Source organism: Candidatus Pantoea persica, from assembly GCF_013753875.1.
Classification (GTDB): Bacteria; Pseudomonadota; Gammaproteobacteria; order Enterobacterales; family Enterobacteriaceae; genus Pantoea; species Pantoea persica.
The window spans coordinates 74,930-96,011 of the sequence record NZ_SMDS01000010.1; the positions used below are offsets into that span (position 1 = coordinate 74,930).

Here is a 21,082-nt window from a genome sequence, read left to right on the forward strand (position 1 = left end):
CCCTCGTTAATTACGCAATTTGAATAGACGCTCCGCGGCCGATTGCATAATAAACGAAACCGCGTTTGCTGATACGTTCTGGATCATACAGGTTACGACCATCAAAAATCACGGGTTGCTTGAGGCAATTTCTAATAACATCGAAATCAGGCACGCGGAAATTCTGCCATTCGGTACAGATAACCAGTCCATCCGCGCCCTGCAGCGCCGCCTCTTTGGTGCCCATCAGCTTCAGATCGCTGCGGTGGCCATAGATACGCTGCGCTTCGTCCATCGCTTCCGGATCGAATGCCTGCACGTTCGCGCCCGCGTCCCACAGCGCTTCCATCAGCACGCGGCTGGACGCTTCACGCATGTCGTCGGTATTCGGCTTAAACGACAGGCCCCAGAGCGCAAAGGTTTTGCCGCTTAAATTATCGCCGAAGTGGCGTTTGATAAAGGTTGGCAGTTTGTTCTTCTGGCTGTCGTTGACATCTTCTACCGCCTGCAGCAGGCGCGGCTTATAGCCAATGGATTCAGCCGTGCGGATCAGCGCCTGCACATCTTTCGGGAAGCAGGAGCCGCCGTAGCCGCAGCCAGGGTAGATAAAGTGGTAGCCGATACGCGAGTCAGAGCCGATGCCCTGACGCACTTTCTCGACGTCCGCACCCAGGCGCTCAGCCAGGTTAGAAATCTCATTCATGAAGCTGATTTTGGTCGCCAGCATGCAGTTCGCCGCGTATTTGGTCAGCTCCGCGCTGCGGATATCCATCACGATCATGCGATCGTGGTTACGGTTGAAGGGCTCGTAGAGTTCACGCAACAGCTCTTCGACTTCTTCGTTATCCGTGCCCACAACGATGCGCTCAGGACGCATACAGTCGTTAACGGCTGCGCCTTCCTTGAGGAATTCTGGGTTAGATACCACGTCAAAGGTCAGGTTAACGCCGCGATCGCGCAGGGTCTCTTCTATTACGCTACGCACTTTATCCGCCGTTCCCACCGGAACCGTGGATTTATCGAGCACAACCTTGTGATCGTTCATATGCTGCGCGATGGTGCGCGCAACTGCGGTCACATATTTAAGGTCAGCCGAACCGTCCTCATCTGGCGGCGTGCCCACGGCGATAAACTGCATGACGCCGTGATTGACACCCTCTTCCGCGTCGGTGCTGAACTTAAGGCGACCCACCTCGTAGTTCGACATCACCAGCGGCGTCAGACCGGGTTCGAAAATAGGGATGATGCCTTTTTTCAGATTTTCGACTTTTTTCGCGTCGACATCAATGCAGAGAACGTCATGTCCGACTTCGGCCAACACCGCAGCCTGAACCAGACCGACATAGCCGATACCAAATACAGTGACTTTCATCGAGTTATCCTGTGTTTATGAATTACTTTTTATTGCCAACTGAGCTATCGAGCCACTGAAAAAAGTCACTGCCCAGCACCGGATGGCGAACACCGTACTCAACAAATGCCTGCATATAACCAAGTTTGTTACCGCAGTCATGGCTTACGCCTTTGAGGTGGTAGGCTTCAACTGTCTCTTTTTCCATCAGCATGGAGATGGCGTCGGTCAGCTGAACTTCGCAGCCTGCGCCCGGTGGCGTTTTTGCCAGCAGCGGCCAGATGTCTGCAGAAAGAACGTAACGGCCAACAACGGCAAGGTTGGAAGGCGCTTCAGACGCTTTCGGTTTTTCCACCACGCCCACCATCGGTGCGCTGTCGCCTGGCTGCAGTTCTGCGCCCTGGCAGTCAACCACGCCGTAAGCGGTCACATCGGCAACCGGCTCAACCATGATCTGGCTGTGGCCTGACTCGTCGAAACGGCTCAGCATTTCCGCCAGGTTGTCTTTGGTCTGGTTGGATTCATATTCGTCGATGATGACGTCCGGCAGGATAACCGCAACCGGCTCGTCGCCAATCAGCGGATGTGCGCACATGACCGCGTGGCCCAGGCCTTTCGCGATGCCCTGACGCACCTGCATGATGGTGACGTGCGGTGGGCAGATGGACTGGATTTCATCCAGCAGCTGACGCTTTACGCGTTTTTCCAGCATCGCTTCCAGTTCGAAGCTGGTATCGAAATGGTTTTCAATCGAGTTTTTAGAAGAGTGCGTAACTAGCACAATTTCGTTAATCCCTGCTGCGATGCACTCGTTAACGACATACTGAATTAACGGCTTATCAACCAGCGGCAACATCTCTTTCGGAATCGCTTTGGTGGCAGGGAGCATACGGGTGCCTAAACCTGCTACCGGGATTACCGCTTTTTTTACTTTGGACTTATAGGCAGACATTAAGATACCTCTGTTATAGGCCGTGTTAATACTTTAATATGTCGGTTGAAATTCGAAAATGAGTATATCAGTTACCATCGAACGGATTTATCCTGGAAGGCATCAATCCGCAGAATTTAAGACTATTACTCAAGTGTAATAGCTAAGCTCTGGACCTATCTCCAGCCCCCCCGAAGGAATTAAATTAATTCGCTTATTCTTCAGTCGATAACATCAGACGGATCCTGCCGCCAGCGCCCCAGACGTGGCACTGCCAGCTGTCAGCGTGTTGGCTGATTTGGTTAAGATGAGTGCTTCCCATAGTGCCAAGGGGAACCCCATTGCTGAGTTGAATTTGTTGGGCGTGAACGTGAAGCATGGCGTTTAATCCCGCCGAAACCAGAATCAGGTTTTTATACGCGCAATGGTAATAGCCGACCAGCAGCGGAAACTGTCCGTTGAGATTGGCCTGCCGCAGCAAAAGATTGACCTGACGCAGCAGCCCGTTTAATTCCGGCAGCTGCTGTTTTTGTCCCGAGAGCTGCTCCTGAAGCATCCCGTTGAATAATGCACGCAGCAGCAGCGCGGCCAGCACACCGTTGTCGCCGGCGCGCGTTACGTCGAGACAGTAGAACGCAAGATCCTTATCGGAAAGCGCAGCGATATCCAGCACCAGCCCTGGCTGCTCCGCCATGGTGAGCTGACGATAGTTGATGCGACAGTTGGCGATGGTCTGCTGCACCGGCGGCTGTAGCTGCTTCAGTAGCTTGGCCGCGGCGGCGGGATCGCGCACCAGCGCGTCCCAGTCCTGAAACAGCCGCTCATCCTCCTCCACCTTGGAGGTAAACATAGAAGGATAGAGACATTCATACACCGCTTCGCGGAAGCGCTCGAAATTTTTCAGCGGTTTAAGCAGCACGTCCTGCACGCCCAGACGCAGCACATGCGCGATATCCGCCATGTTTTCCGTCGCGGAGATGATCAGAACCGGCACGCTGTTACCGCGCGTGCGGATATGTTCAATAAACTGAATGCCGTTCATGCGCGGCATTTCCAGATCGCAGATCACCAAATCCACATCCTGCTGCTGCAGATGGGCGATCCCGTCAATGCCGTCACCGGCTTCTAACGTGCTGGCGCCCAGCGCCAGCAAGAAGTTGTTTACCATAGAACGGAAAACGACCTCATTTTCGACAATGAGTATCTTTTTGCCGATTAGTGGTTTCTCCATTCTTTCCCCCTACCTGCCAGATCAATCAATAGTGGTTCATAAAACGCAGTTGCGCCTTTCAGAATTAGCCGAAGTAACCCCTGTGAATGAACAACCTGATTATCTGTTTCGTACAGCGGTAATAGTTCATCCATTTTTTCTCAACGGCGGCCTTGCCTGCCTCGATAGCCTCACCCGCGCGATGAAAGTCCAGCGTCGATATCTGCGGACAGAACGGTTAAATCAGTACATCTGGCGGATCGCCTGCCATTCGGTTGCGCTTCAAGCGATTTTCCAGCACCTAGATAGATGTCGACATGATCTCCATCGTACCCGGTGTTTGCGTCGCGCGCCGCTGGGTCAGGCCCACCAAGCGCTGGCCGATTTTTTAGCCTAGCTTTGCTCGGCTGCGGACATCGCATCGCTGCCACTCTGTGGCGTCATCGACAGCATATCTTGCTGCATCAGGTGCGCATCGTGCTGCAGGTCGACGGCGATAACAATATCTGCGCCTAACGCCCGTGTAAGCGAAACGGGTACGGGATTCACAACGGCGCCGTCGACCAGCCAGTAACCATTGTAGCCGACGGGCGGCAATAAGCCTGGCATACTACAGGACGCGCTCACCGCCTGATGCAGATCCCAGTCAGCCAGAGCTCGCGCCCGGTGCTCAGGTTAGTGGCCATCACGCCAAAACGTCTGGCGCTGCCCTCCAGGGTAGCATGCGATAAGCTGACGAACATGGTTAAATACACGCTTGCCGCGCAGCAGAACGCCGCGTTGCTGACAGGGAGGCCACTTTTACGCACCGGGCCCCCTGCCGCCCCCGAGAGCTGTTTACCGCGGTGCGCCGGGTTTCCCCGGCGCACCTCTTAACTCAGCATATTACGAATCAAATAGTGCAGAATGCCGTCGTTGCAGTGGTAGTAGCTCAGCTCGTTGCCGGTATCGATGCGGCAGCGCGTTTCCAGCACCTCTTGCGTGCCGTCCGGGCGCGTCATCGTCACCTTCACCGTGCAGCCAAGCTGCAGCTGCGACAGATTATCGACGTCAAATAACTCCTCGCCGGTCAGACCGAGCGTTTTGCGCGTCACGCCAGGCGCGAACTCCAGCGGCAGAATGCCCATGCCGATCAGGTTAGAACGGTGAATACGCTCGAATGACTCAGCGATCACCACGCGCACGCCCTGCAGGCGCGGCCCTTTCGCTGCCCAGTCGCGGCTGGAGCCGAAACCATACTCTTTACCAGCGATGACCGTTCCCTCTTGCTGATATTTCATCGCCGCGTCGTAGATAGCCAGCTGCTCGCTGCTGGGAATACGGCGGGTATAGCCCCCCTCCATACCCGGCACCATCTCATTGCGCATACGGATATTGGCGAAGGTGCCGCGCATCATCACCTCATGGTTGCCGCGACGCGAACCATAAGAGTTAAAGTCAGCGCGATCGACGCCGTTTTCCATCAGGTAACGGCCTGCCGGACTGTCCGCTTTGTGCTGCCCGCCGGGGAAATATGGTCGGTGGTGACAGAGTCGCCCAGCATCGCCAGCCAGTTGGTTTTCATTAGCGGATGGATACGGCCTTCGAAGTTGCGCTCGTCGACCTGCAGCGTTTCCTGACTCTGCTCGCGTAGGGTTTCCGACATAGCTCCTCCTTTTCTAATCGTGTTCGCGTTAACCTCAGAGAGAACAAGGTTTATATTAAAGATAGACTACATTTTCTTTAACGTTTTGATTACAATACGAAATGCTAAACTTTTCAGGCAGCCAAACGACAATGCCCCGCAGATTGTGCGGGGCGTTATTAAAAGAAGGTGTTTATTACAGCGCGTTTACAGGGTCATCCGTACCGCCGCTGCCCAGAAGTCGAAAGAGAAGGCATAAATGCTGAACCCACGTCAGTCGAATCACGTCCCAGTAGCGAAAGGCGCTGACCCACTTTTTCATCTGCGGCAGACAGTTATTAACGTAGGCGGCACCCACCAGCGAGCCAACGGAACAGCCCGCCACCACGTCGATCTCGATGCCTGCCCGCGTCAGCGCATTGATTACCCCAATATGCGCCTATCCTTTGGCCACTCCTAAGCCCAGCGCCAGACCAATTTTAACCTGTCTCATTTCCCCTCTGCCGCCGACGTCTCCGCGTGGATTCGCAGCGCCTGGTCGGCTACCATATGCGCTAACCCGTTTTTATCGCTCACGCTATACCGCCTATGTCAGACAGGATGCCGCTTGGCTGCTCGCCAGCGGGCATCCCAGCAAGCGCATACCCGATATGGCGCAGCGATTGTCTGAAAGTTTTGCCGGTACCGAATGGCTAAGCCTGAATGTAACCTGTTGTAATCATATAAGCCACGAGAATGAGGCTTTCGTAACTTTTCTTGCGCGTTACCGCGAAAATATGCAGACAGGCGCCATCCACGAGCGTTCTCGCTTTCTCCGCGAGGATCAACGCTGGTACTATGTCGACGGAACGGTGCCTCAGGTGGGGCGCAACGATCGCTGTCCCTGTAGCGCCGATAAAAAATACAAGAAATGTTGCGGCTGACCAGCACAGCGGCCCAACAGTTTTACCCATTCGCTTTGACAGGACTCTGATCGAGATGCAAGCGCAAACCATGCAAAGAAAAGTTTTACGTACCATTTGCCCTGACGCGAAAGGTCTGATCGCTAAAATCACCAATATTTGCTACAAGCACGAGCTAAACATCGTGCAAAACAATGAATTCGTTGATCATCGCACCGGGCGCTTTTTTATGCGCACCGAACTTGAAGGCATTTTCAACGACAATACGCTGCTGGCCGATCTGGACAGCGCGCTGCCGGCAGGCTCGATGCGCGAACTGCACAGCGCCGGTCGCCGTCGCGTAGTGATTCTGGTCACCAAAGAGGCGCACTGCCTGGGCGATCTGCTGATGAAAAGCGCCTTCGGCGGGCTGGATATGGAAATCGCCGCGGTGATCGGCAACCACGACACCCTGCGTTCGCTGGTAGAGCGTTTCGATATTCCTTTCGTGCTGGTGAGCCATGAAGGGCTGACGCGCGAAGAGCACGACAACCGTATGGCGGATGAGATCGACCGCTACCAGCCCGACTATGTGGTGCTGGCGAAATATATGCGCGTGCTGACGCCAGCGTTTGTACAGCGCTACCCGAACCAGATCATCAACATCCACCACTCGTTTCTGCCCGCCTTTATCGGCGCGCGTCCCTATCATCAGGCCTACGAGCGCGGCGTGAAGATTATCGGCGCTACGACGCACTACGTGAACGACAATCTGGATGAAGGTCCGATTATCATGCAGGATGTGATTAACGTCGATCACAGCTACACGGCGGAAGAGATGATGCGCGCCGGGCGCGACGTTGAGAAAAACGTACTGAGCCGCGCGCTGTATAAGGTGCTGGGTCAGCGCGTCTTTGTTTACGGCAACCGCACGATTATTCTGTAACCGCACAGGCGCTGGATTGTCTGAGAATCCAGCGTCGCGGGTAAAAAGTGGGCAAACGATTCACATTTTGCCGCTGGGCGCTTTACACCCTGAATGCATTTGGTATGATGCGCCCCGCTTTCAGGCGCAATAATTCAGGCCAGTGGTGGGATTCCCGAGCGGCCAAAGGGAGCAGACTGTAAATCTGCCGTCACAGACTTCGAAGGTTCGTGTCGAGCGCAGCGCGGCCCGCAGGGTGAGGCGCAAGGCGCCGAATCATCCTTCTCCCACCATCCTGTATATTCTCCTGTATTACATTCCCTCTCCTTTTCTACCCGAAAATACGGGGAATTTCAGATAAGCGGGTTGGTGCCGAGCACCTTCTCGTCGCGCGCGCACACTGCAGCATCACGCCCTCTGACTTTACCACCGCACCCTCGCTGTAGCTGCGATTGTCGAAAATGCAGAACTGCTGGCAGCTGAGCGCGCTGTTCTGCCCCTGGCTCCAGACCTCTGGCGGCAGTCAACCACCACATCGGCGCTGCCGCCGCTGTTGTAGGATTGCTGACGCGCGTCGTGCGGCGCGAGGCCGTAGCTGCCCCGCCGACCAGCGCCAGCGCTAATCCGAGTCCGACGCAATAACGCATTACTGGCTCCCCTTCACTTCTCGTTTGATGGTCTTTTTAAAACGTCTCTTTTGCCCAGACGAGGGCAAGCCGCGAAACGCCATCGCGCCCGGCTGCTCGCGCGCCTGCTGGATCAGGCCCGTCAGGGTGCTGACCAGCGGCTGCATAAATTTGTCGTAGCGGCACGCCTTTTCACTGATGCGCGTTAGGGTGGACTCCCACTGCGCCGTCATATCGGGGCGCGCAGCCATTTCCGGCAGCGAGTGGATCAGCGCCCGTCCCGCTCCGGTCGACTGGATGGCGCGCCCTTTTTTCACCAGAAAGCCGCGGCGAAACAGCAGCTCAATAATCCCGGCGCGCGTCGCCTCCGTACCTAATCCATCGGTCGCGCGCAGCACTTTCTTTAAGTCTTTATCCTGCACGAAGCGCGCGATGCCGGTCATTGCCGACAGCAGGGTCGCATAGGTAAAGGGGCACGGTGGCTGCGTCTGTTTCGCCAGCACCTCGCCGCACTCGCACATCAGCACGTCGCCCTTCGCCACTACCGGCAGCAGCGTGCCGTCATTCTCCTCGTCGCGCTCTTTGCTGCCCAGCAGGGCGCGCCAGCCCGCCTCGGCGAGAAAGCGCGCTTTGGCGACAAATTTGCCGCCGGCGATATTCAGCTCTATCACGCACTTGCGGAAAACGGCGTCCGGACAGAACTGCATCAGATACTGACGCGCGATCAGCGCGTAGACGTTTTGCTCATTTTCTGTAAGCCGCACCGCGCTGGCGCGCGCGGTGGGAATAATGGCGTGGTGGGTGTCGACTTTTTTGTCGTTCCAGCAGCGGCTGCGGCGATCGGCGCTGAAGTCATCGGGCGGCGTCATGCTGCCCGCATGCGCCTGGATCGCCTTCAGCAACGCGTGACGCCCGGCAAAGTGCTCTTCCGGCAGATAGCGGCAGTCTGAGCGCGGATAGGTGACCAGCTTGTGGGTTTCATACAGTTTCTGACAGGTGTCCAGCACCGTCTGCGCGCTCAGTCCGTAGCGCTTCGCCGCCTCAATCTGCAGGCTGGAGAGAGAGAACGGCAGCGGCGCCGCCTCGCTTTCTCGCTTGTTGTTGTAGCTGGTGACGTTGGCCGGATGGCCGGCGATGCGCGCCACCACGTGGTCGGCCAGCGCCCGGTGCAGCAGCCGTCCCTCCTCGTCCTGCCACGGCTCGCAGGCATCGCTCGGCACCCAGCTGGCGAGAAAGCGCTGCTCATCCGGCGTGACGATATGCGCCTTCACCTCGAAATAGTCTTTGGGAATAAAGTTTTCGATCTCTTCATCGCGGCGCACCACCAGCCCGAGCACCGGCGTCTGCACGCGGCCAACCGACAGCACACCGTCATAGCCGGCGCTGCGTCCCAGCAGCGTCCAGGCGCGCGTCATATTAATGCCGTAGAGCCAGTCGGCGCGCGCGCGCGCCAGCGCGGACACGCACAGCGGGATAAACTCGCGGTTTTCCCGCAGGCGTCTCACCGCGCGCGTCACCGCCTGCGGATTGAGATCGTTGATCAGGCAGCGCTGCACGCGGCTGCGCTTGTCGGCGGGCAACTGCAGGTAGTCCAGCACTTCATCCACCAGCAGCTGGCCTTCGCGATCTGGGTCGCCCGCATGCACCACTTCGCTCGCCTGCCCCAGCAGCTTCTCGATCACTTTAAGCTGTTTCGCCACCGACGGGCGCGGCTGAAGCTGCCACTTTTGCGGGATGATCGGCAGGTCGGCCAGCGACCAGCGCGCATAGCGGCTGTCATAGCTGTCCGGCTGCGCCTGCTCCAGCAGATGGCCGACGCACCAGGTGACGATCTGATTGTCGCCGCAGGCGATAAAGCCTTCGCCGCGGCGATGCGGCTTGGGCAGCACATCGGCGATCGCACGGCCAAGACTGGGTTTTTCCGCAATAAACAAACGCATAGGTCAGAGAGATCCTTTACTTCAGGCAGGGGACAGGGGGCCATTGGGCGGCGCATCGCAGGCGCTGCGCTATTTTAGACGTTTCTGGTGTCGGAGGTAAGCATCGGCAGGTTACTTCTGGATCGGTCGCACAGGATCCTCGCAACCCACCCGGCGGCGAAAAACGGGGTGCCGTGCGCTAGAAGCTAGAAGTAGCGCACGAACGGCGTGGTGTCGGGTGGACTACGGTGGTGCTGGATTTAAGCTGCGGCGTGCCCAAGTAGAGAAAGCCGACGATCGCATCCTGTTCGCGACAGCCGAACGCGCTGCGCCAGATGCCGTTAAAGCCCTGCGCCGCCGCTGCCATCTGCATCGCTATCACGGCGCAGCTCGCCGACACCAACTGCTCCCAGCGCGGCACCTTCGGGTGCGCTTCGCCGTGCGCAATAACGGTGATGATCATCGGCGCGCTATTAGGGAAACTGCGTCGCCTTCTCGATTGCTTTCTCCTCCAGCTGCGCCTCGCGCGCCGCCTGCGCCAGCAGTGCACTCAGCCGATCGCGTCCCTCGTTTTCGACGATGACGAAGCGCCAGGGCTGCAGCGTACCGTGGTCCGGCACGCGCATCCCGGCGCGGATGATATTTCCAGGCTTTCGCCAGCGGGCGCAGGCTCAGCCAGTCGCGAAGCGGAGCGGCGATTGACCAGTAATTCAAGTGCATTCATGATTTTCTCCTAATGTGGTAACGTGTTGGCTAATCTTGGCACAGCCTGATCTTTTGTAACAGTCCGCCGCAATTTCCTGCTGACATTTCCAACGCCGCTCTTTAGGATGAGGCCGTAATGGAAGGCGGAGCCGCACGGCGACCGCGTTCCGCTAGCGAATATGGAGAGTCTGATGCGCACACTGTGGCGAATAATTGCCGGCCTGTTTAGGTGGAGCTGGCGCGTGCTGAATTTTATCCGGGAATGTATTCTTAACCTCTTCGTGATCCTTTTGATTCTGGTCGGCGTGGGGATCTGGCTGCAGGTCAGCGGATCCGGCAGCAGCTCGACGCCGGTGCAGCAAGGCGCGCTGAAAGTCGATTTGACCGGGGTGCTGGTGGATAAGCCGTCGGTCAGCAACAAGCTGAGCAAGCTGGGCCGTCAGCTGCTGGGCGCCAGCATCGACCGGCTGCAGGAAAACTCGCTGTTTGACGTGGTCGACGCCATCCGTCAGGCGAAAAGCGATAAAAATATCACCGGCATAGTGCTGGATCTGCGCGATTTCGCTGGCGGCGATCAGCCGTCGCTGCAGTATGTCGGCAAGGCGCTGCGCGAGTTCCGCGACAGCGGCAAGCCCATCTTCGCGCTGGGGGACAGCTACAGCCAGGCGCAATACTATCTCGCCAGCTACGCCAGCAAAATTTACCTCTCTCCACAGGGCACCGTCGATCTGCACGGCTTCGCCACCAACGGCCTCTACTATAAGACGCTGCTGGACAAGCTGAAGGTCAACTCCCACGTTTTCCGCGTCGGCACCTATAAGTCCGCCGTCGAGCCGTTCCTGCGCGACGACATGTCGCAGGCGGCGCGCGAGGCAGACAGCCGCTGGGTAGGCCAGTTGTGGCAGAACTACCTCAACACCGTCGCGGGTAACCGTCAGATTACGCCGGAGCAGCTCTTCCCCGGCGCGGCGGTGATCATTGCCGGACTTCAGGCGGTGAACGGCGATACCGCCAAATATGCGCTGAACAACAAGCTGGTGGACGTGCTGGACAGCCGCGCGGCGGCCGATCAGGAGCTGGTGAAAACTTTCGGCTGGGATAAGGCTAGCAACGACTATCACAGCGTCAGCATCTATAACTACAGCGACTACAGCGTCAAGCAGCCGACGCAGCGCGACGGCAATATCGCCGTAGTGCTGGCGAGCGGTGCAATCATGGACGGCGAAGAGACGCCTGGCAACGTAGGCGGCGATACCACCGCCGAGCAGATCCGCGACGCGAGCCTCGATCCGAAAATCAAAGCGCTCATCCTACGTGTCAATAGCCCAGGCGGCAGCGTAACCGCCTCTGAGGCGATCCGCGAAGAGCTGGCGGCGGCGCACGCGGCCGGCAAGCCGGTGGTGGTCTCCATGGGCGGCATGGCGGCGTCAGGCGGCTACTGGATCTCGACCCCGGCGGACTATATCGTCGCCAACCCCAGCACCCTTACCGGCTCGATCGGCATCTTCGGCGTGATCAACACGCTGGAAAACAGCCTGGATTCCATCGGCGTGCACACCGACGGCGTGGTGACGTCGCCGCTGGCAGACGTCTCGTCGACTAAGGCGCTACCGAACGAAGTGCAGCAGCTGATGCAGCTAACGATTGAAAACGGCTACCGCAACTTCGTCGGTCTGGTGGCCGCATCGCGTCACAAAACCCCGGCGCAGATTGACACCATCGCGCAGGGCCACGTCTGGACCGGCAGCGACGCGAAAGCCAACGGTCTGGTGGATGCGCTGGGCGACTTCGACGACGCGGTGAAGAAGGCGGGCGAGCTGGCGAAGGTTGCCAACCCGCAGCTCACCTGGTATCAGGATCAGCCCAGCATGTTCGATATGCTGCTCAGCCAGGTTAACGCCTCGGCGCAGGCGGTGCTGCCGAATTTGCTGAAGGTCTGGCTGCCGACGCCAGTGCGCGACGTGATGGGTGCCATGGCGGCGCAGCCCGGCCTGCTGAATAACCTGAACGATCCGCAAAATCGCTACGCCTTCTGTCTGAACTGCGGCGAAGTGCGATAAAGCTCGCAGCCCGAGCCCGGTCACCGATCGGGCTACTTTCCCCCCTCTTTCCCCTTATAATGCGCGTTTTACGGCAAGTCTGAGTTTCTGATGCAAAAGAAAAATATCTATGTCGCCTATACCCTATACCGGCGGCACCATTGGCATGCAGTGCTCTGCGCAGGGCTATATTCCGGTTTCTGGCCATCTGCAGCAGCAGCTAGCGAATATGCCGGAATTTCATCGCCCTGAAATGCCATCTTTTACGATTAATGAAGACCATCCGCTGATCGACTCCTCCGATATGACGCCGGAAGACTGGCAGGCGATCGCCAAGGATATCCGCCAAAATTATGATCGTTACGATGGATTTTTTATTCCGCATGGAACCGATACCATGGCGTTCACCGCCTCGGCGCTGTCGTTCATGCTGGAGAACCTGGCGAAGCCCATGATCGTCATCGGTTCGTAGAACCCACTGGCGGAGCTGCGCTCCGACGGCCAGCAAAACCTGCTGAACACGCTCTACGTCGCCGCGAATTACCCGATTAATGAAGTCTCGCTGTTTTTCAACGATCCGCTCTATCGCGGCAACCGGACGACCAAAGCCCACGCGAACGGCTTCAACGCTTTTGCGTCGCCGAACCTCTCCGCGCTGCTGGAGGCGGGCATTCATACTCGCCGCCTGAATACGCCGCCTGCGCCGCAGGGCAACGGCCCGCTGAAGGTACACACCATTACGCCGCAGCCTATCGGCGTAGTGACCATCTGTCCGGGCATTTCGGCGGATGTGGTGCGTAACTTCCTGCGGCAGCCGCTCAAGGCGCTGATCCTGCGCTCTTACGGCGTCGGCAATGCGCCGCAGAACGCGGAGTTTCTCGCCGAGCTGCAGCAGGCCAGCAACCGCGGTATCGTGGTGGTGAATCTGACCCAGTGCATCTCCGGCAAGGTGAATATGGGCGGCTACGCTACCGGCAACGCGCTGGAGCACGCCTGCGTGATCAGCGGATTTGATATTTGATTTAACCCTGGAAGCCGCGCTGACTAAGCCTCACTTTTTACTAAGCCAGGACCTTTCCTGCGACCAGATTCGCGCCAGGATGCAGCAAAATTTGCGCGGTGAACTGACCGAAGACTAATTCTGATCCACCTGTTATGAAGCAGGCCCTCATTATCATCGATATACAAAACGATTTCTGTTCGAGCGGCCCGATGGCTGTGCGCGAAGGCGATATGACCGTCGCGGTCGCCAACCGCTACGCCCGTAAATTCCGCGTGCGCGGCAAAGGCAAATATGTGCTGGCGCTGCAGGACTGGCATAGCACTAACCATGGCAGCTTCGCTTCCCGTCTCCGGCGAGCCGGTCTACCCGCTGGGCGAGCTGAACGGCCTGGCGCAGATCTGGTGGCCGGATCACGGCATTCAGGGTTCAACCGACGCCGAGTTGCATCCCGATATCGATCGTAGCCTGATCGATGCGGTGTTTCACAAAGGACAGGATATCGACGTCGACAGCTATAGCGCCTTTTTCGACAACGGCCACTGCCGGAAGACCGAGCTGGACAGCTGGCTGCAGGCGCGCGGCATTACCCACCTGGTGATGCTGGGCATCGCTACCACTACTGCGTTAAGTATAGCCGTGCTGGACGTGCTGGAGCTGGGCTATCAGGTCACGGTGGTGAAAGAAGGCTGTAGCGGCGTCAATCTCAATCCGGAAGACAGCGAGATTGTGTTCGCGCAGATAAAGGCGCAGGGCGCCGTGCTGATTTAACAAACTAGGCCGACGGAACGTCGGCCTGTTGCTTAGTGCAGGTTAATGCGCGTCACCTCGGACTCGATGCCGAAATCTTCCTTCAGCTCGCGCCTCGATTTGGTCACCATTTCCCCGCCCTTGCCGATGGTCATATGCTGAGGTGCCTCGTTATGGCGCGCCTGATATAGCATCACCAGCTGCATGCAGTTGTCGCGCTGCACCTGCGTCAGCGCCACACCGTCCGGCCATTTGCCGGTTTCGACCGCCGCCGACAGCCGCGCGTAAACTTCCGGCGTCATGGCGTCGAGCATCGCGTCAAGTTGCTCTTTCATCGGTTACCCCCTGCGTCTGATCGCCCTGTTCGTCTGTAAAAATCAGCGACGCCGGGTTCATACAGTAGCGTTCGCCGGTCGGCTGCGGGCCGTCGTGAAAAACGTGCCCGAGGTGCGCATCGTCGCTGACCGGCTTATAGAAGCTCGGCCAGCCGCAGGAGTCATATTTTGTTTCGGAAAGAAACAGCGGCGCATTGCAGACTAGGCAGTAATAGATGCCTTCCTGTTTGTTTGTTGTGCAAAAGCGCGTCGCTGAACGGCGGCTCCGTGCCGCGATTCTGGGTTACATAGCGCTGCATTTCAGACAATTGCGAAATTTTTGCTTCGGGTGCGGTTTGTTTAGCCATTTGCGTGCTTCCGGAGAGTGTCATTCTGAAAATTTCGACTAGTATTCTAACAAACGAATAACATCGCCGGACCTTTATTTCGTGCTCAGCGGCTGGAATTTGCCGCGACAGCACAAATTTGTGATTCCGTTCACCTTTTGCCAGCAGCATCCCTTTATATTCATATTCAGCAATCGAGTTTTCGCAGCGCCTCAACGCAGTTGTTGCGCGAACGGTTGCGCAACAAATTATTCCTGTCGGGCGGATTGACCTGTCGCAACGATTGACACGATTCCGCTTGACGCTTGGTAAGGTTTTTGTAATTTTACAGCCAATCTTTTTATTCACTAACAAATAGCTGGTGGAATATATGACTATCAAAGTAGGTGTCAACGGTTTTGGTCGTATCGGCCGTATCGTTTTCCGTGCTGCTCAGCAGCGTTCTGACATCGAAATCGTTGGCATCAACGACCTGTTAGACGCCGACTACATGGCATACATGCTGAAGTACGACTCAACGCACGGCCGCTTCAACGGCACCGTTGAAGTACAGGACGGCGCGCTGATCGTTAACGGCAAAAAAATCCGTGTTACCTCTGAGAAAGACCCGGCTAACCTGAAGTGGGACGAAGTGGGCGTTGACGTGGTTGCTGAAGCGACCGGCATCTTCCTGACCGACGAAACTGCGCGTAAACACATAACTGCTGGTGCGAAGAAAGTCGTGCTGACCGGTCCGTCTAAGGATGACACCCCGATGTTCGTGCGCGGCGCAAACTTCGACAAATATGCGGGTCAGGACATCGTTTCTAACGCTTCCTGCACCACCAACTGCCTGGCGCCACTGGCAAAAGTCATCAACGACAAGTTCGGCTTCGTTGAAGGCCTGATGACCACCGTTCACGCCACCACCGCTACCCAGAAAACCGTTGACGGCCCGTCTCACAAAGACTGGCGCGGCGGCCGCGGCGCATCTCAGAACATCATCCCGTCTTCTACTGGCGCAGCGAAAGCCGTGGGCAAAGTCCTGCCGGAGCTGAACGGTAAACTGACAGGTATGGCGTTCCGCGTACCGACTCCGAACGTCTCTGTGGTTGACCTGACCGTGCGTCTGGAAAAAGCCGCTTCCTATAAAGAAATCTGCGAAGCGATCAAAGCGGCTGCCGAAGATGAAATGAAAGACGTACTGGGCTACGTGGAAGACGACGTGGTTTCTACCGATTTTAACGGCGAAGTGCTGACCTCTGTATTCGATGCCAAAGCTGGTATCGCGCTGAACGACAACTTCGTGAAGCTGGTTTCCTGGTACGACAACGAAACCGGTTATTCCAATAAAGTTCTCGACCTAATCGCGCTGGTTGCTGCTAAATAAGCCAATATGTCTCGACAGACAACAAGGGCGACTTCGGTCGCCCTTTTTTATCGTAGCAACAGGAAGGATTCGGCCATGCAAGATAAAATTTTCTCCCTGCCCGTAGTGAAGCAGATCACCCCTTATCTGTCGCAGCGCCAGCTGGGCGAGCTGCCGGTGATCGTGGTGAGCCATCCCCAGTTTCGCGCCGCCGTCACGCTGCAGGGCGCTCACCTTATCGCCTGGCAGCCAAGCGGAGAAAAGCCGGTAATCTGGCTGAGCGAGAAGTCGCCCTTCGCGGCGGCGTGCCGATCTGCTGGCCCTGGTTCGGTCCGGCTTGCGAACCGGCGCACGGCTTTGCCCGCAATCAGACCTGGACGCTGTCGGCCCACGACGAAAACGTTATGCTGACGTTCGTGCTGGAAAGCAACGCGCAGACCAAAAAGCTCTGGCCACATGACTTCACCCTTTTTGCCCGTTTCCGCCTGGGCAAACACTGCGAAATCGAACTGGAAGCGCACGGCGACTATCACGCCACCGGCGCGCTGCACAGCTATTTCCATGTGGCCGATATCGCAGGCGTGGAGGTGAGCGGGCTGGGCGGGCACTTTATCGACAAGGTGGACAACAACAGCGAGCTCACCTCCGACGGCAAACAAACCTATCCTGGCCGCGTTGACCGGGTGTTCACCCAGCCGGAAGACTGCGCAACGATTCAGGATAAGCAGGGTCAGCGCATCATCGAGGTTTACCATCACCATCACAGCGACGTGGTGACCTGGAATCCCGGCGTGGAGCTCTCCTGCAGCATGGCAGATATGGCTAACGACGGCTACAAGAGCATGGTCTGCATCGAGAGGGCGCGCATTACTCGCCCGATGGAAAGCGCGGGCGAAAAGCCGGCGAGACTGGCCACCACCTTCCGTCTGCGCAAGCGGGCGTAACACGTTACCCGTCTGAGCGGGCTTAAGGCGGTGCTGTGCAAGCGGCCGTGACGAATTGCCAGCCTGAGCAGACGTAACGCGCCGCATCCGCCCTGCCCTCAGCGCAGATGAAAAAAAGAGCGAGTAATCGCTCTTTTTTATGCGGCCTGTGGGACTTAGCGGCTGGTATCCAGCGCCGGGAAGCTTTTGACCAGATCGTTGATCGCCTTCATCTGCACCAGGAACGGCTCAAGCTTGTCGAGCGGCAGCGCCGACGGGCCGTCGCACTTGGCGTGGTCCGGATCCGGATGCGCCTCGATAAACAGGCCGGCAATGCCGACCGCCATACCGGCGCGCGCCAGTTCGCCGACCTGCGCGCGACGGCCGCCGGACGCGGCGCCAAACGGATCGCGCGTCTGCAGCGCATGGGTCACGTCGAAGATAACCGGACTGTTGTTGGTGACCTTTTTCATCACGTTGAAGCCCAGCATGTCGACCACCAGATTGTCATAACCGAAGTTGCTGCCGCGATCGCACAGGATCACCTGGTCGTTGCCGCCCTCGGCGAACTTATCGACGATATTGCCCATCTGGCCCGGGCTGACGAACTGCGGTTTCTTGACGTTGATCACCGCGCCGGTTTTCGCCATCGCCTCAACCAGGTCGGTCTGGCGCGCCAGGAAGGCGGGCAGCTGGATCACGTCCACCACGTCAGCCACCGGCTGCGCCTGAGCGGCCTCGTGCACGTCGGTGATGATTTTCACGCCGAACGCCTGCTTCAGATCCTGGAAAATCGTCATGCCCTCTTCGAGGCCGGGGCCGCGATAGGATTTGATGGAAGAGCGGTTCGCCTTGTCAAACGACGCTTTGAACACGTAGGGGATACCGAGCTTATCGGTGACCTTGACGTAGTGCTCGCAAATACGCATGGCGAGATCGCGCGATTCCAGAACGTTCATGCCGCCAAACAGCACAAATGGCAGATCGTTAGCGACCTTGATATCGCCAATAGTAACGACTTTCTGAGTCATGCCCTTTCCTTAACTTTGTGGGTGCGCTTAGTGCAGCGTCACCTGTTTTTGTTCAATTGCGTGAATTTGCACTTTGATCATTTCGCTGACCGGATCCTCGGGACACTGCTCAACGAAGTAGGTTAAATCGTTTAGCGCAATATGTTCGCACTCCAGCTGCGCATAGATCAAACCACGGTCGCGGATTTCATATGGATCGTCAGGATCGATCTGCAGCAGCACCTGACTGACGCCGAGCGCCAGCTCCATCTGCTTCTCCTCCATCAGCGCCGCCTTCATTGTGTCGAGCATCTTACGCATCACGCTGATGGTCTTCGCCTCATCCAGATCGTCATCGTAGAGTTTCGCCGTCGGGCTGATATTGCCCTTCAGCCACACTTCCAGCGTATGCGTATCTAGCGTCTCGCCGTTGAACGGGTTGATCAGCCACATCTCGCCGTCTAACCAGTCGGCGCGCAGGATAAGCTGCGTCGGGAAAATCACCGGCATCAGCGGAATCTCGAGCTGCTGCGCGATATGCAGCAGGATGACGCCCAGCGACACTGCCGCGCCCTGGCGTGTCTTCAGCACTTTATCCAGCCACAGCGCATCGGAGAGGTTGTAAACGCCGCTGGCGCCGCCGAATCTCCACTGGAGGTAAAACAGTTCCAGCAGCTTCTCCAGCTGCATATCGGCGTCCTGTTCGCTGCTGACGTACTGACGCGCTTCCGCCACCAACGACGCCAGCTGCGCCTGCACGGAGGAGGTAGGAAAATCGGCGCGGATCGCGAGCGTCGCGCCGATCACCGCTTCGCACAGCGGTGTCTGGCTAAAATCTAATTGTTCGGTCGAGGTCATACTATCCCCAATAACGGCATTTTGGTCACCGCCAGCTTAATCACTGTCATCAGCGCGACCAGCGCAATCAGGAAAGCGATCCAGCGAGTGCGGCTGGTACGCGGGCGACGACTCAATGCCACGGAACCTAAGGCGATGTAGATGATAACGCCTAAAAGCTTCTCCGTCAGCCAGCTTCCTTGCGGCGTGAAGGGGTAAAAATGCGTAATCAGCACCAGCAGCACGCCGCTGAGCAGTAAAACGGTGTAGTTAACGTGAGGAGTAATACGCACCCAGCGGCGCTTCAGCGCGGCCGAGCCGCTGCGCAGCCAGTAAAAGCGCAGAATAAACAGGGAGATGCTGATAAATACCGTCAGCAGATGCAGTTGCTTAATCAGCGGATAGTAGCGGCCATGATGCGTCCTTATCAAAATGGGGTTTGACCAAAAGTCACACGGGGGTTGCCGCCGTAGTCATTGACGCTGGCGACCTGAAGAAATCCCTGCTGCTGCATCAGGTGACGCACCGCCGCGTCCTGTTGCCAGCCATGCTCCAGCAGCAGCCAGCCGCCGGCCGTCAGCCACTGCGGCGCTTGGGCGATCAGTTGGTGCAGGTCCATCAGCCCGGCCTTGTCGGCCACCAGCGCGCTGAGCGGCTCAAAGCGCACGTCGCCTTGCGTCAGGTGGCGATCCTGGGCGTCGATATAGGGAGGATTGCTGACCACGACGTCAAAGCGCGCGGCAGGCAGGTTATCGAACCAGTGGCTGAGCGCAAACGCGGCGTTGGGGATGGCCAGCCGTTCAGCGTTGCTTTGCGCCAGCGCCACAGCCGCCTCGATGCGATCGACGCCCAGCACCTCGCAATCGGGGCGTTCGCTCGCCAGCGCCAGCGCAATCGCGCCGGTGCCGGTGCCGAGATCGAGAATGCGCGACGGCGCGGCGGGAATGCGCGTCAGCGCCTGCTCCACCAGCACTTCGGTATCGGGGCGCGGGATTAGGGTGGCGTTGGACACGCGCAGCGGCAGCGACCAGAACTCACGCTCGCCGATCAGGTGCGCTACCGGCTCGCCGCGCACGCGCCGCGCCAGCAGCGCCTCAAGGCGCGCCAGCTGCTCGGGCAGCAGTTCGGTTTCGCCGAACGCCACCAGCCAGCTGCGCGATTTTCCGGTGACGAAACCCAGCAGGATCTCCGCGTCGCGCTTCGGGCTGTCGCCCCCCTGCAGGGGGGCGACAGCCTGTTTCAGCCAGCGTTGATACTCCATTACTCCTGACCAGCCAGCGCGGCCAGCTGATCGGCCTGATGCTCCTGCACAATCGGCTCAATCAGGTTGTCCAGCTTGCCTTCCATGGTTTCGTCGAGACGATAGATGGTGAGGTTGATACGGTGGTCGGTGACGCGGCCCTGCGGAAAATTGTAAGTGCGGATACGATCGGAACGATCGCCGCTGCCCAGCAGGTTTCGGCGCGTGCTTGCTTCCGCCTCGTGACGCTTCGCCATCTCCGCGGCGTGAATGCGCGCGCCCAGCACCGCCAGCGCTTTGGCCTTGTTTTTGTGCTGCGAGCGCTCATCCTGGCACTCCACGACGATGCCGGTCGGCAGGTGGGTAATGCGGATGGCGGAGTCGGTGGTGTTGACGTGCTGACCGCCCGCGCCGGAGGAGCGGAACGTATCGATTTTCAGATCGGATGGGTTAATATCCGGCAGTTCCGCTTCCGGCAGCTCCGGCATCACCGCGACGGTGCAGGCGGAGGTATGGATACGGCCCTGCGACTCGGTTTCCGGCACGCGCTGCACGCGATGTCCGCCCGATTCGAACTTCAGGCGACCATAGGCCCCCTCGCCCGTCACGCGCGCGATCACCTCTTTGTAACCGCCGTGCTCGCCTTCGTTGGCACTGACGATTTCCACGCACCAGCGGCGGGCTTCGGCGTAGCGGCTGTACATGCGGAACAGATCGCCGGCGAAGATCGCCGCCTCGTCGCCACCGGTGCCGGCGCGCACTTCAATAAAGCAGGCGCGCTCATCGTCGGGATCTTTCGACAGCAGTAGCACCTGCAGCTGCTGCTCCAGCTGCTCGCTCGCTTCGTGCGCCTGCTGCAGCTCTTCCTGCGCCATATCGCGCATCTCCGCGTCGTCCAGCATCAGCTGTGCGGTGTCGATATCTTCCTGCGTCTGCTGCCACGCTCGGAAACATTGGGTCACGTCGGTTAACTGGGCATATTCGCGCGAGAGCGCGCGGAAACGGTCCTGATCGGCAACAACGCTAGCGTCGCCGAGCATCGCTTCCACTTCTTCGTGGCGCTCCTGCAGCGCTTCCAGTCTGGCAACAATAGAGGTTTTCATGTCGTGATGGGATTCTCGTC

At 58.1% G+C, this 21,082-nt stretch carries 14 protein-coding genes, 1 tRNA gene and 9 pseudogenes; 8 read left to right on the forward strand and 16 right to left on the reverse strand.

Annotated elements, in window-relative coordinates:
- Nucleotides 1-10: 10 nt before the first annotated feature.
- The 6 genes and pseudogenes from EIO60_RS02395 to EIO60_RS02420 form a co-directional block, all read right to left on the reverse strand.
- Nucleotides 11-1,351, reverse strand: coding sequence for a UDP-glucose dehydrogenase family protein (locus EIO60_RS02395; protein WP_258575818.1), 1,341 nt, complete (start codon nt 1,349-1,351; stop codon nt 11-13).
- Nucleotides 1,352-1,373: 22 nt separating this feature from the next.
- Nucleotides 1,374-2,282 carry a UTP--glucose-1-phosphate uridylyltransferase GalU gene (gene galU / locus EIO60_RS02400; protein WP_258575819.1) on the reverse strand — a complete coding sequence of 303 codons (909 nt, stop codon included), beginning with the start codon at nt 2,280-2,282 and terminating at the stop codon, nt 1,374-1,376.
- 193 nt (nt 2,283-2,475) lie between these two features.
- Nucleotides 2,476-3,492 (reverse strand): two-component system response regulator RssB, encoded by a 1,017-nt coding sequence (gene rssB / locus EIO60_RS02405; protein WP_258575820.1) that lies wholly within the window; start codon nt 3,490-3,492, stop codon nt 2,476-2,478.
- A 113-nt stretch (nt 3,493-3,605) separates the two neighbouring features.
- Nucleotides 3,606-4,254, reverse strand: a pseudogene (gene rssA / locus EIO60_RS02410) (patatin-like phospholipase RssA); the annotation flags it as partial.
- 89 nt (nt 4,255-4,343) lie between these two features.
- Nucleotides 4,344-5,020, reverse strand: a pseudogene (locus tag EIO60_RS02415) (aconitate hydratase); the annotation flags it as partial.
- Between the two features lie 349 nt (nt 5,021-5,369).
- Nucleotides 5,370-5,528, reverse strand: a pseudogene (locus EIO60_RS02420) (patatin-like phospholipase family protein); the annotation flags it as partial.
- Here EIO60_RS02420 and EIO60_RS02425 point away from each other — a divergent pair.
- The 3 genes from EIO60_RS02425 (at nt 5,494) to EIO60_RS02435 (ending at nt 7,194) form a co-directional block, all read left to right on the forward strand.
- A complete protein-coding gene (locus tag EIO60_RS02425; RefSeq protein ID WP_258575821.1) occupies nt 5,494-6,018 on the forward strand; it encodes a YchJ family metal-binding protein in 525 nt (174 codons plus the stop codon). The pseudogene EIO60_RS02420 and the gene EIO60_RS02425 overlap by 35 nt on opposite strands.
- Nucleotides 6,019-6,073: 55 nt before the next feature.
- The gene (gene purU / locus EIO60_RS02430; RefSeq protein ID WP_258575822.1) at nt 6,074-6,922 is read left to right on the forward strand and encodes a formyltetrahydrofolate deformylase; all 849 of its coding nucleotides are present in this window, start codon (nt 6,074-6,076) and stop codon (nt 6,920-6,922) included.
- A gap of 144 nt (nt 6,923-7,066) precedes the next feature.
- Nucleotides 7,067-7,194: transfer RNA gene (locus tag EIO60_RS02435), tRNA-Tyr, on the forward strand.
- A gap of 60 nt (nt 7,195-7,254) precedes the next feature.
- Here EIO60_RS02435 and EIO60_RS02440 read toward each other — a convergent pair.
- The 3 genes and pseudogenes from EIO60_RS02440 to EIO60_RS02450 all read right to left on the reverse strand — a co-directional run bounded on the left by EIO60_RS02440 (nt 7,255) and on the right by EIO60_RS02450 (nt 10,170).
- Nucleotides 7,255-7,548, reverse strand: a pseudogene (locus EIO60_RS02440) (DUF1496 domain-containing protein).
- Nucleotides 7,548-9,467, reverse strand: a complete 1,920-nt coding sequence (locus EIO60_RS02445) for a DNA topoisomerase III (RefSeq protein WP_258575823.1) — start codon at nt 9,465-9,467, stop codon at nt 7,548-7,550. The pseudogene EIO60_RS02440 and the gene EIO60_RS02445 overlap by 1 nt, the downstream one beginning before the upstream one ends.
- Nucleotides 9,468-9,652: 185 nt before the next feature.
- Nucleotides 9,653-10,170: pseudogene (locus EIO60_RS02450) on the reverse strand (NAD(P)H nitroreductase).
- Between the two features lie 172 nt (nt 10,171-10,342).
- On the opposite strand from EIO60_RS02450, the gene sppA reads away from it, so the two are divergent.
- The 3 genes and pseudogenes from sppA (at nt 10,343) to pncA (ending at nt 13,961) form a co-directional block, all read left to right on the forward strand.
- A complete protein-coding gene (sppA, locus tag EIO60_RS02455; protein ID WP_258575824.1) occupies nt 10,343-12,211 on the forward strand; it encodes a signal peptide peptidase SppA in 1,869 nt (622 codons plus the stop codon).
- 90 nt (nt 12,212-12,301) lie between these two features.
- Nucleotides 12,302-13,329, forward strand: a pseudogene (gene ansA / locus EIO60_RS02460) (asparaginase).
- Nucleotides 13,330-13,345: 16 nt separating this feature from the next.
- Nucleotides 13,346-13,961, forward strand: a pseudogene (pncA, locus tag EIO60_RS02465) (bifunctional nicotinamidase/pyrazinamidase).
- Nucleotides 13,962-13,993: 32 nt separating this feature from the next.
- Here the strand turns inward: pncA and EIO60_RS02470 are convergent.
- Both EIO60_RS02470 and msrB read right to left on the reverse strand, forming a co-directional pair.
- Nucleotides 13,994-14,275 carry a YeaC family protein gene (locus EIO60_RS02470; protein WP_258575825.1) on the reverse strand — a complete coding sequence of 94 codons (282 nt, stop codon included), beginning with the start codon at nt 14,273-14,275 and terminating at the stop codon, nt 13,994-13,996.
- Nucleotides 14,259-14,622, reverse strand: a pseudogene (gene msrB / locus EIO60_RS02475) (peptide-methionine (R)-S-oxide reductase). Before msrB ends, EIO60_RS02470 begins: the two are co-directional and overlap by 17 nt.
- Before the next feature lie 349 nt (nt 14,623-14,971).
- Between msrB and gapA the strand changes: the two are divergent.
- Nucleotides 14,972-15,970, forward strand: coding sequence for a glyceraldehyde-3-phosphate dehydrogenase (gene gapA, locus EIO60_RS02480; RefSeq protein ID WP_258576043.1), 999 nt, complete (start codon nt 14,972-14,974; stop codon nt 15,968-15,970).
- A 75-nt stretch (nt 15,971-16,045) separates the two neighbouring features.
- Nucleotides 16,046-16,893 (forward strand): annotated as a pseudogene (locus EIO60_RS02485) (D-hexose-6-phosphate mutarotase).
- A gap of 155 nt (nt 16,894-17,048) precedes the next feature.
- Here the strand turns inward: EIO60_RS02485 and kdsA are convergent.
- Genes kdsA through prfA form a run of 5 tightly spaced genes read right to left on the reverse strand, consistent with a single transcriptional unit; the run spans nt 17,049 to nt 21,062 of the window.
- On the reverse strand, nt 17,049-17,903 hold the full coding sequence (gene kdsA / locus EIO60_RS02490; protein ID WP_258575826.1) for a 3-deoxy-8-phosphooctulonate synthase: 855 nt from the start codon (nt 17,901-17,903) through the stop codon (nt 17,049-17,051).
- Nucleotides 17,904-17,930: 27 nt separating this feature from the next.
- Entirely contained in the window at nt 17,931-18,740 is an 810-nt protein-coding gene (gene sirB1 / locus EIO60_RS02495) for an invasion regulator SirB1 (RefSeq protein ID WP_258575827.1), read from the reverse strand.
- Nucleotides 18,737-19,147, reverse strand: coding sequence for a SirB2 family protein (locus EIO60_RS02500; RefSeq protein WP_258576044.1), 411 nt, complete (start codon nt 19,145-19,147; stop codon nt 18,737-18,739). The genes sirB1 and EIO60_RS02500 overlap by 4 nt, the downstream gene beginning before the upstream one ends.
- The gene (gene prmC / locus EIO60_RS02505; RefSeq protein WP_258575828.1) at nt 19,147-19,980 is read right to left on the reverse strand and encodes a peptide chain release factor N(5)-glutamine methyltransferase; all 834 of its coding nucleotides are present in this window, start codon (nt 19,978-19,980) and stop codon (nt 19,147-19,149) included. Before prmC ends, EIO60_RS02500 begins: the two co-directional genes overlap by 1 nt.
- Nucleotides 19,980-21,062, reverse strand: a complete 1,083-nt coding sequence (prfA, locus tag EIO60_RS02510) for a peptide chain release factor 1 (RefSeq protein WP_258575829.1) — start codon at nt 21,060-21,062, stop codon at nt 19,980-19,982. The genes prmC and prfA overlap by 1 nt, the downstream gene beginning before the upstream one ends.
- Between the last annotated feature and the right edge of the window lie 20 nt (nt 21,063-21,082).

Bases quoted from the DNA above. Each gene is read 5' to 3' on its own strand.
- EIO60_RS02395 (WP_258575818.1), bottom strand. From the start codon at position 1,351: ATGAAAGTCACTGTATTTGGTATCGGCTATGTCGGTCTGGTTCAGGCT.
- sirB1 (WP_258575827.1), bottom strand. From the start codon at position 18,740: ATGACCTCGACCGAACAATTAGATTTTAGCCAGACACCGCTGTGCGAA.
- EIO60_RS02470 (WP_258575825.1), bottom strand. From the start codon at position 14,275: ATGAAAGAGCAACTTGACGCGATGCTCGACGCCATGACGCCGGAAGTT.
- EIO60_RS02425 (WP_258575821.1), top strand. From the start codon at position 5,494: ATGCCTGCCCGCGTCAGCGCATTGATTACCCCAATATGCGCCTATCCT.
- prfA (WP_258575829.1), bottom strand. From the start codon at position 21,062: ATGAAAACCTCTATTGTTGCCAGACTGGAAGCGCTGCAGGAGCGCCAC.
- galU (WP_258575819.1), bottom strand. From the start codon at position 2,282: ATGTCTGCCTATAAGTCCAAAGTAAAAAAAGCGGTAATCCCGGTAGCA.
- rssB (WP_258575820.1), bottom strand. From the start codon at position 3,492: ATGGAGAAACCACTAATCGGCAAAAAGATACTCATTGTCGAAAATGAG.
- purU (WP_258575822.1), top strand. From the start codon at position 6,074: ATGCAAGCGCAAACCATGCAAAGAAAAGTTTTACGTACCATTTGCCCT.
- kdsA (WP_258575826.1), bottom strand. From the start codon at position 17,903: ATGACTCAGAAAGTCGTTACTATTGGCGATATCAAGGTCGCTAACGAT.
- prmC (WP_258575828.1), bottom strand. From the start codon at position 19,980: ATGGAGTATCAACGCTGGCTGAAACAGGCTGTCGCCCCCCTGCAGGGG.
- EIO60_RS02445 (WP_258575823.1), bottom strand. From the start codon at position 9,467: ATGCGTTTGTTTATTGCGGAAAAACCCAGTCTTGGCCGTGCGATCGCC.
- sppA (WP_258575824.1), top strand. From the start codon at position 10,343: ATGCGCACACTGTGGCGAATAATTGCCGGCCTGTTTAGGTGGAGCTGG.
- gapA (WP_258576043.1), top strand. From the start codon at position 14,972: ATGACTATCAAAGTAGGTGTCAACGGTTTTGGTCGTATCGGCCGTATC.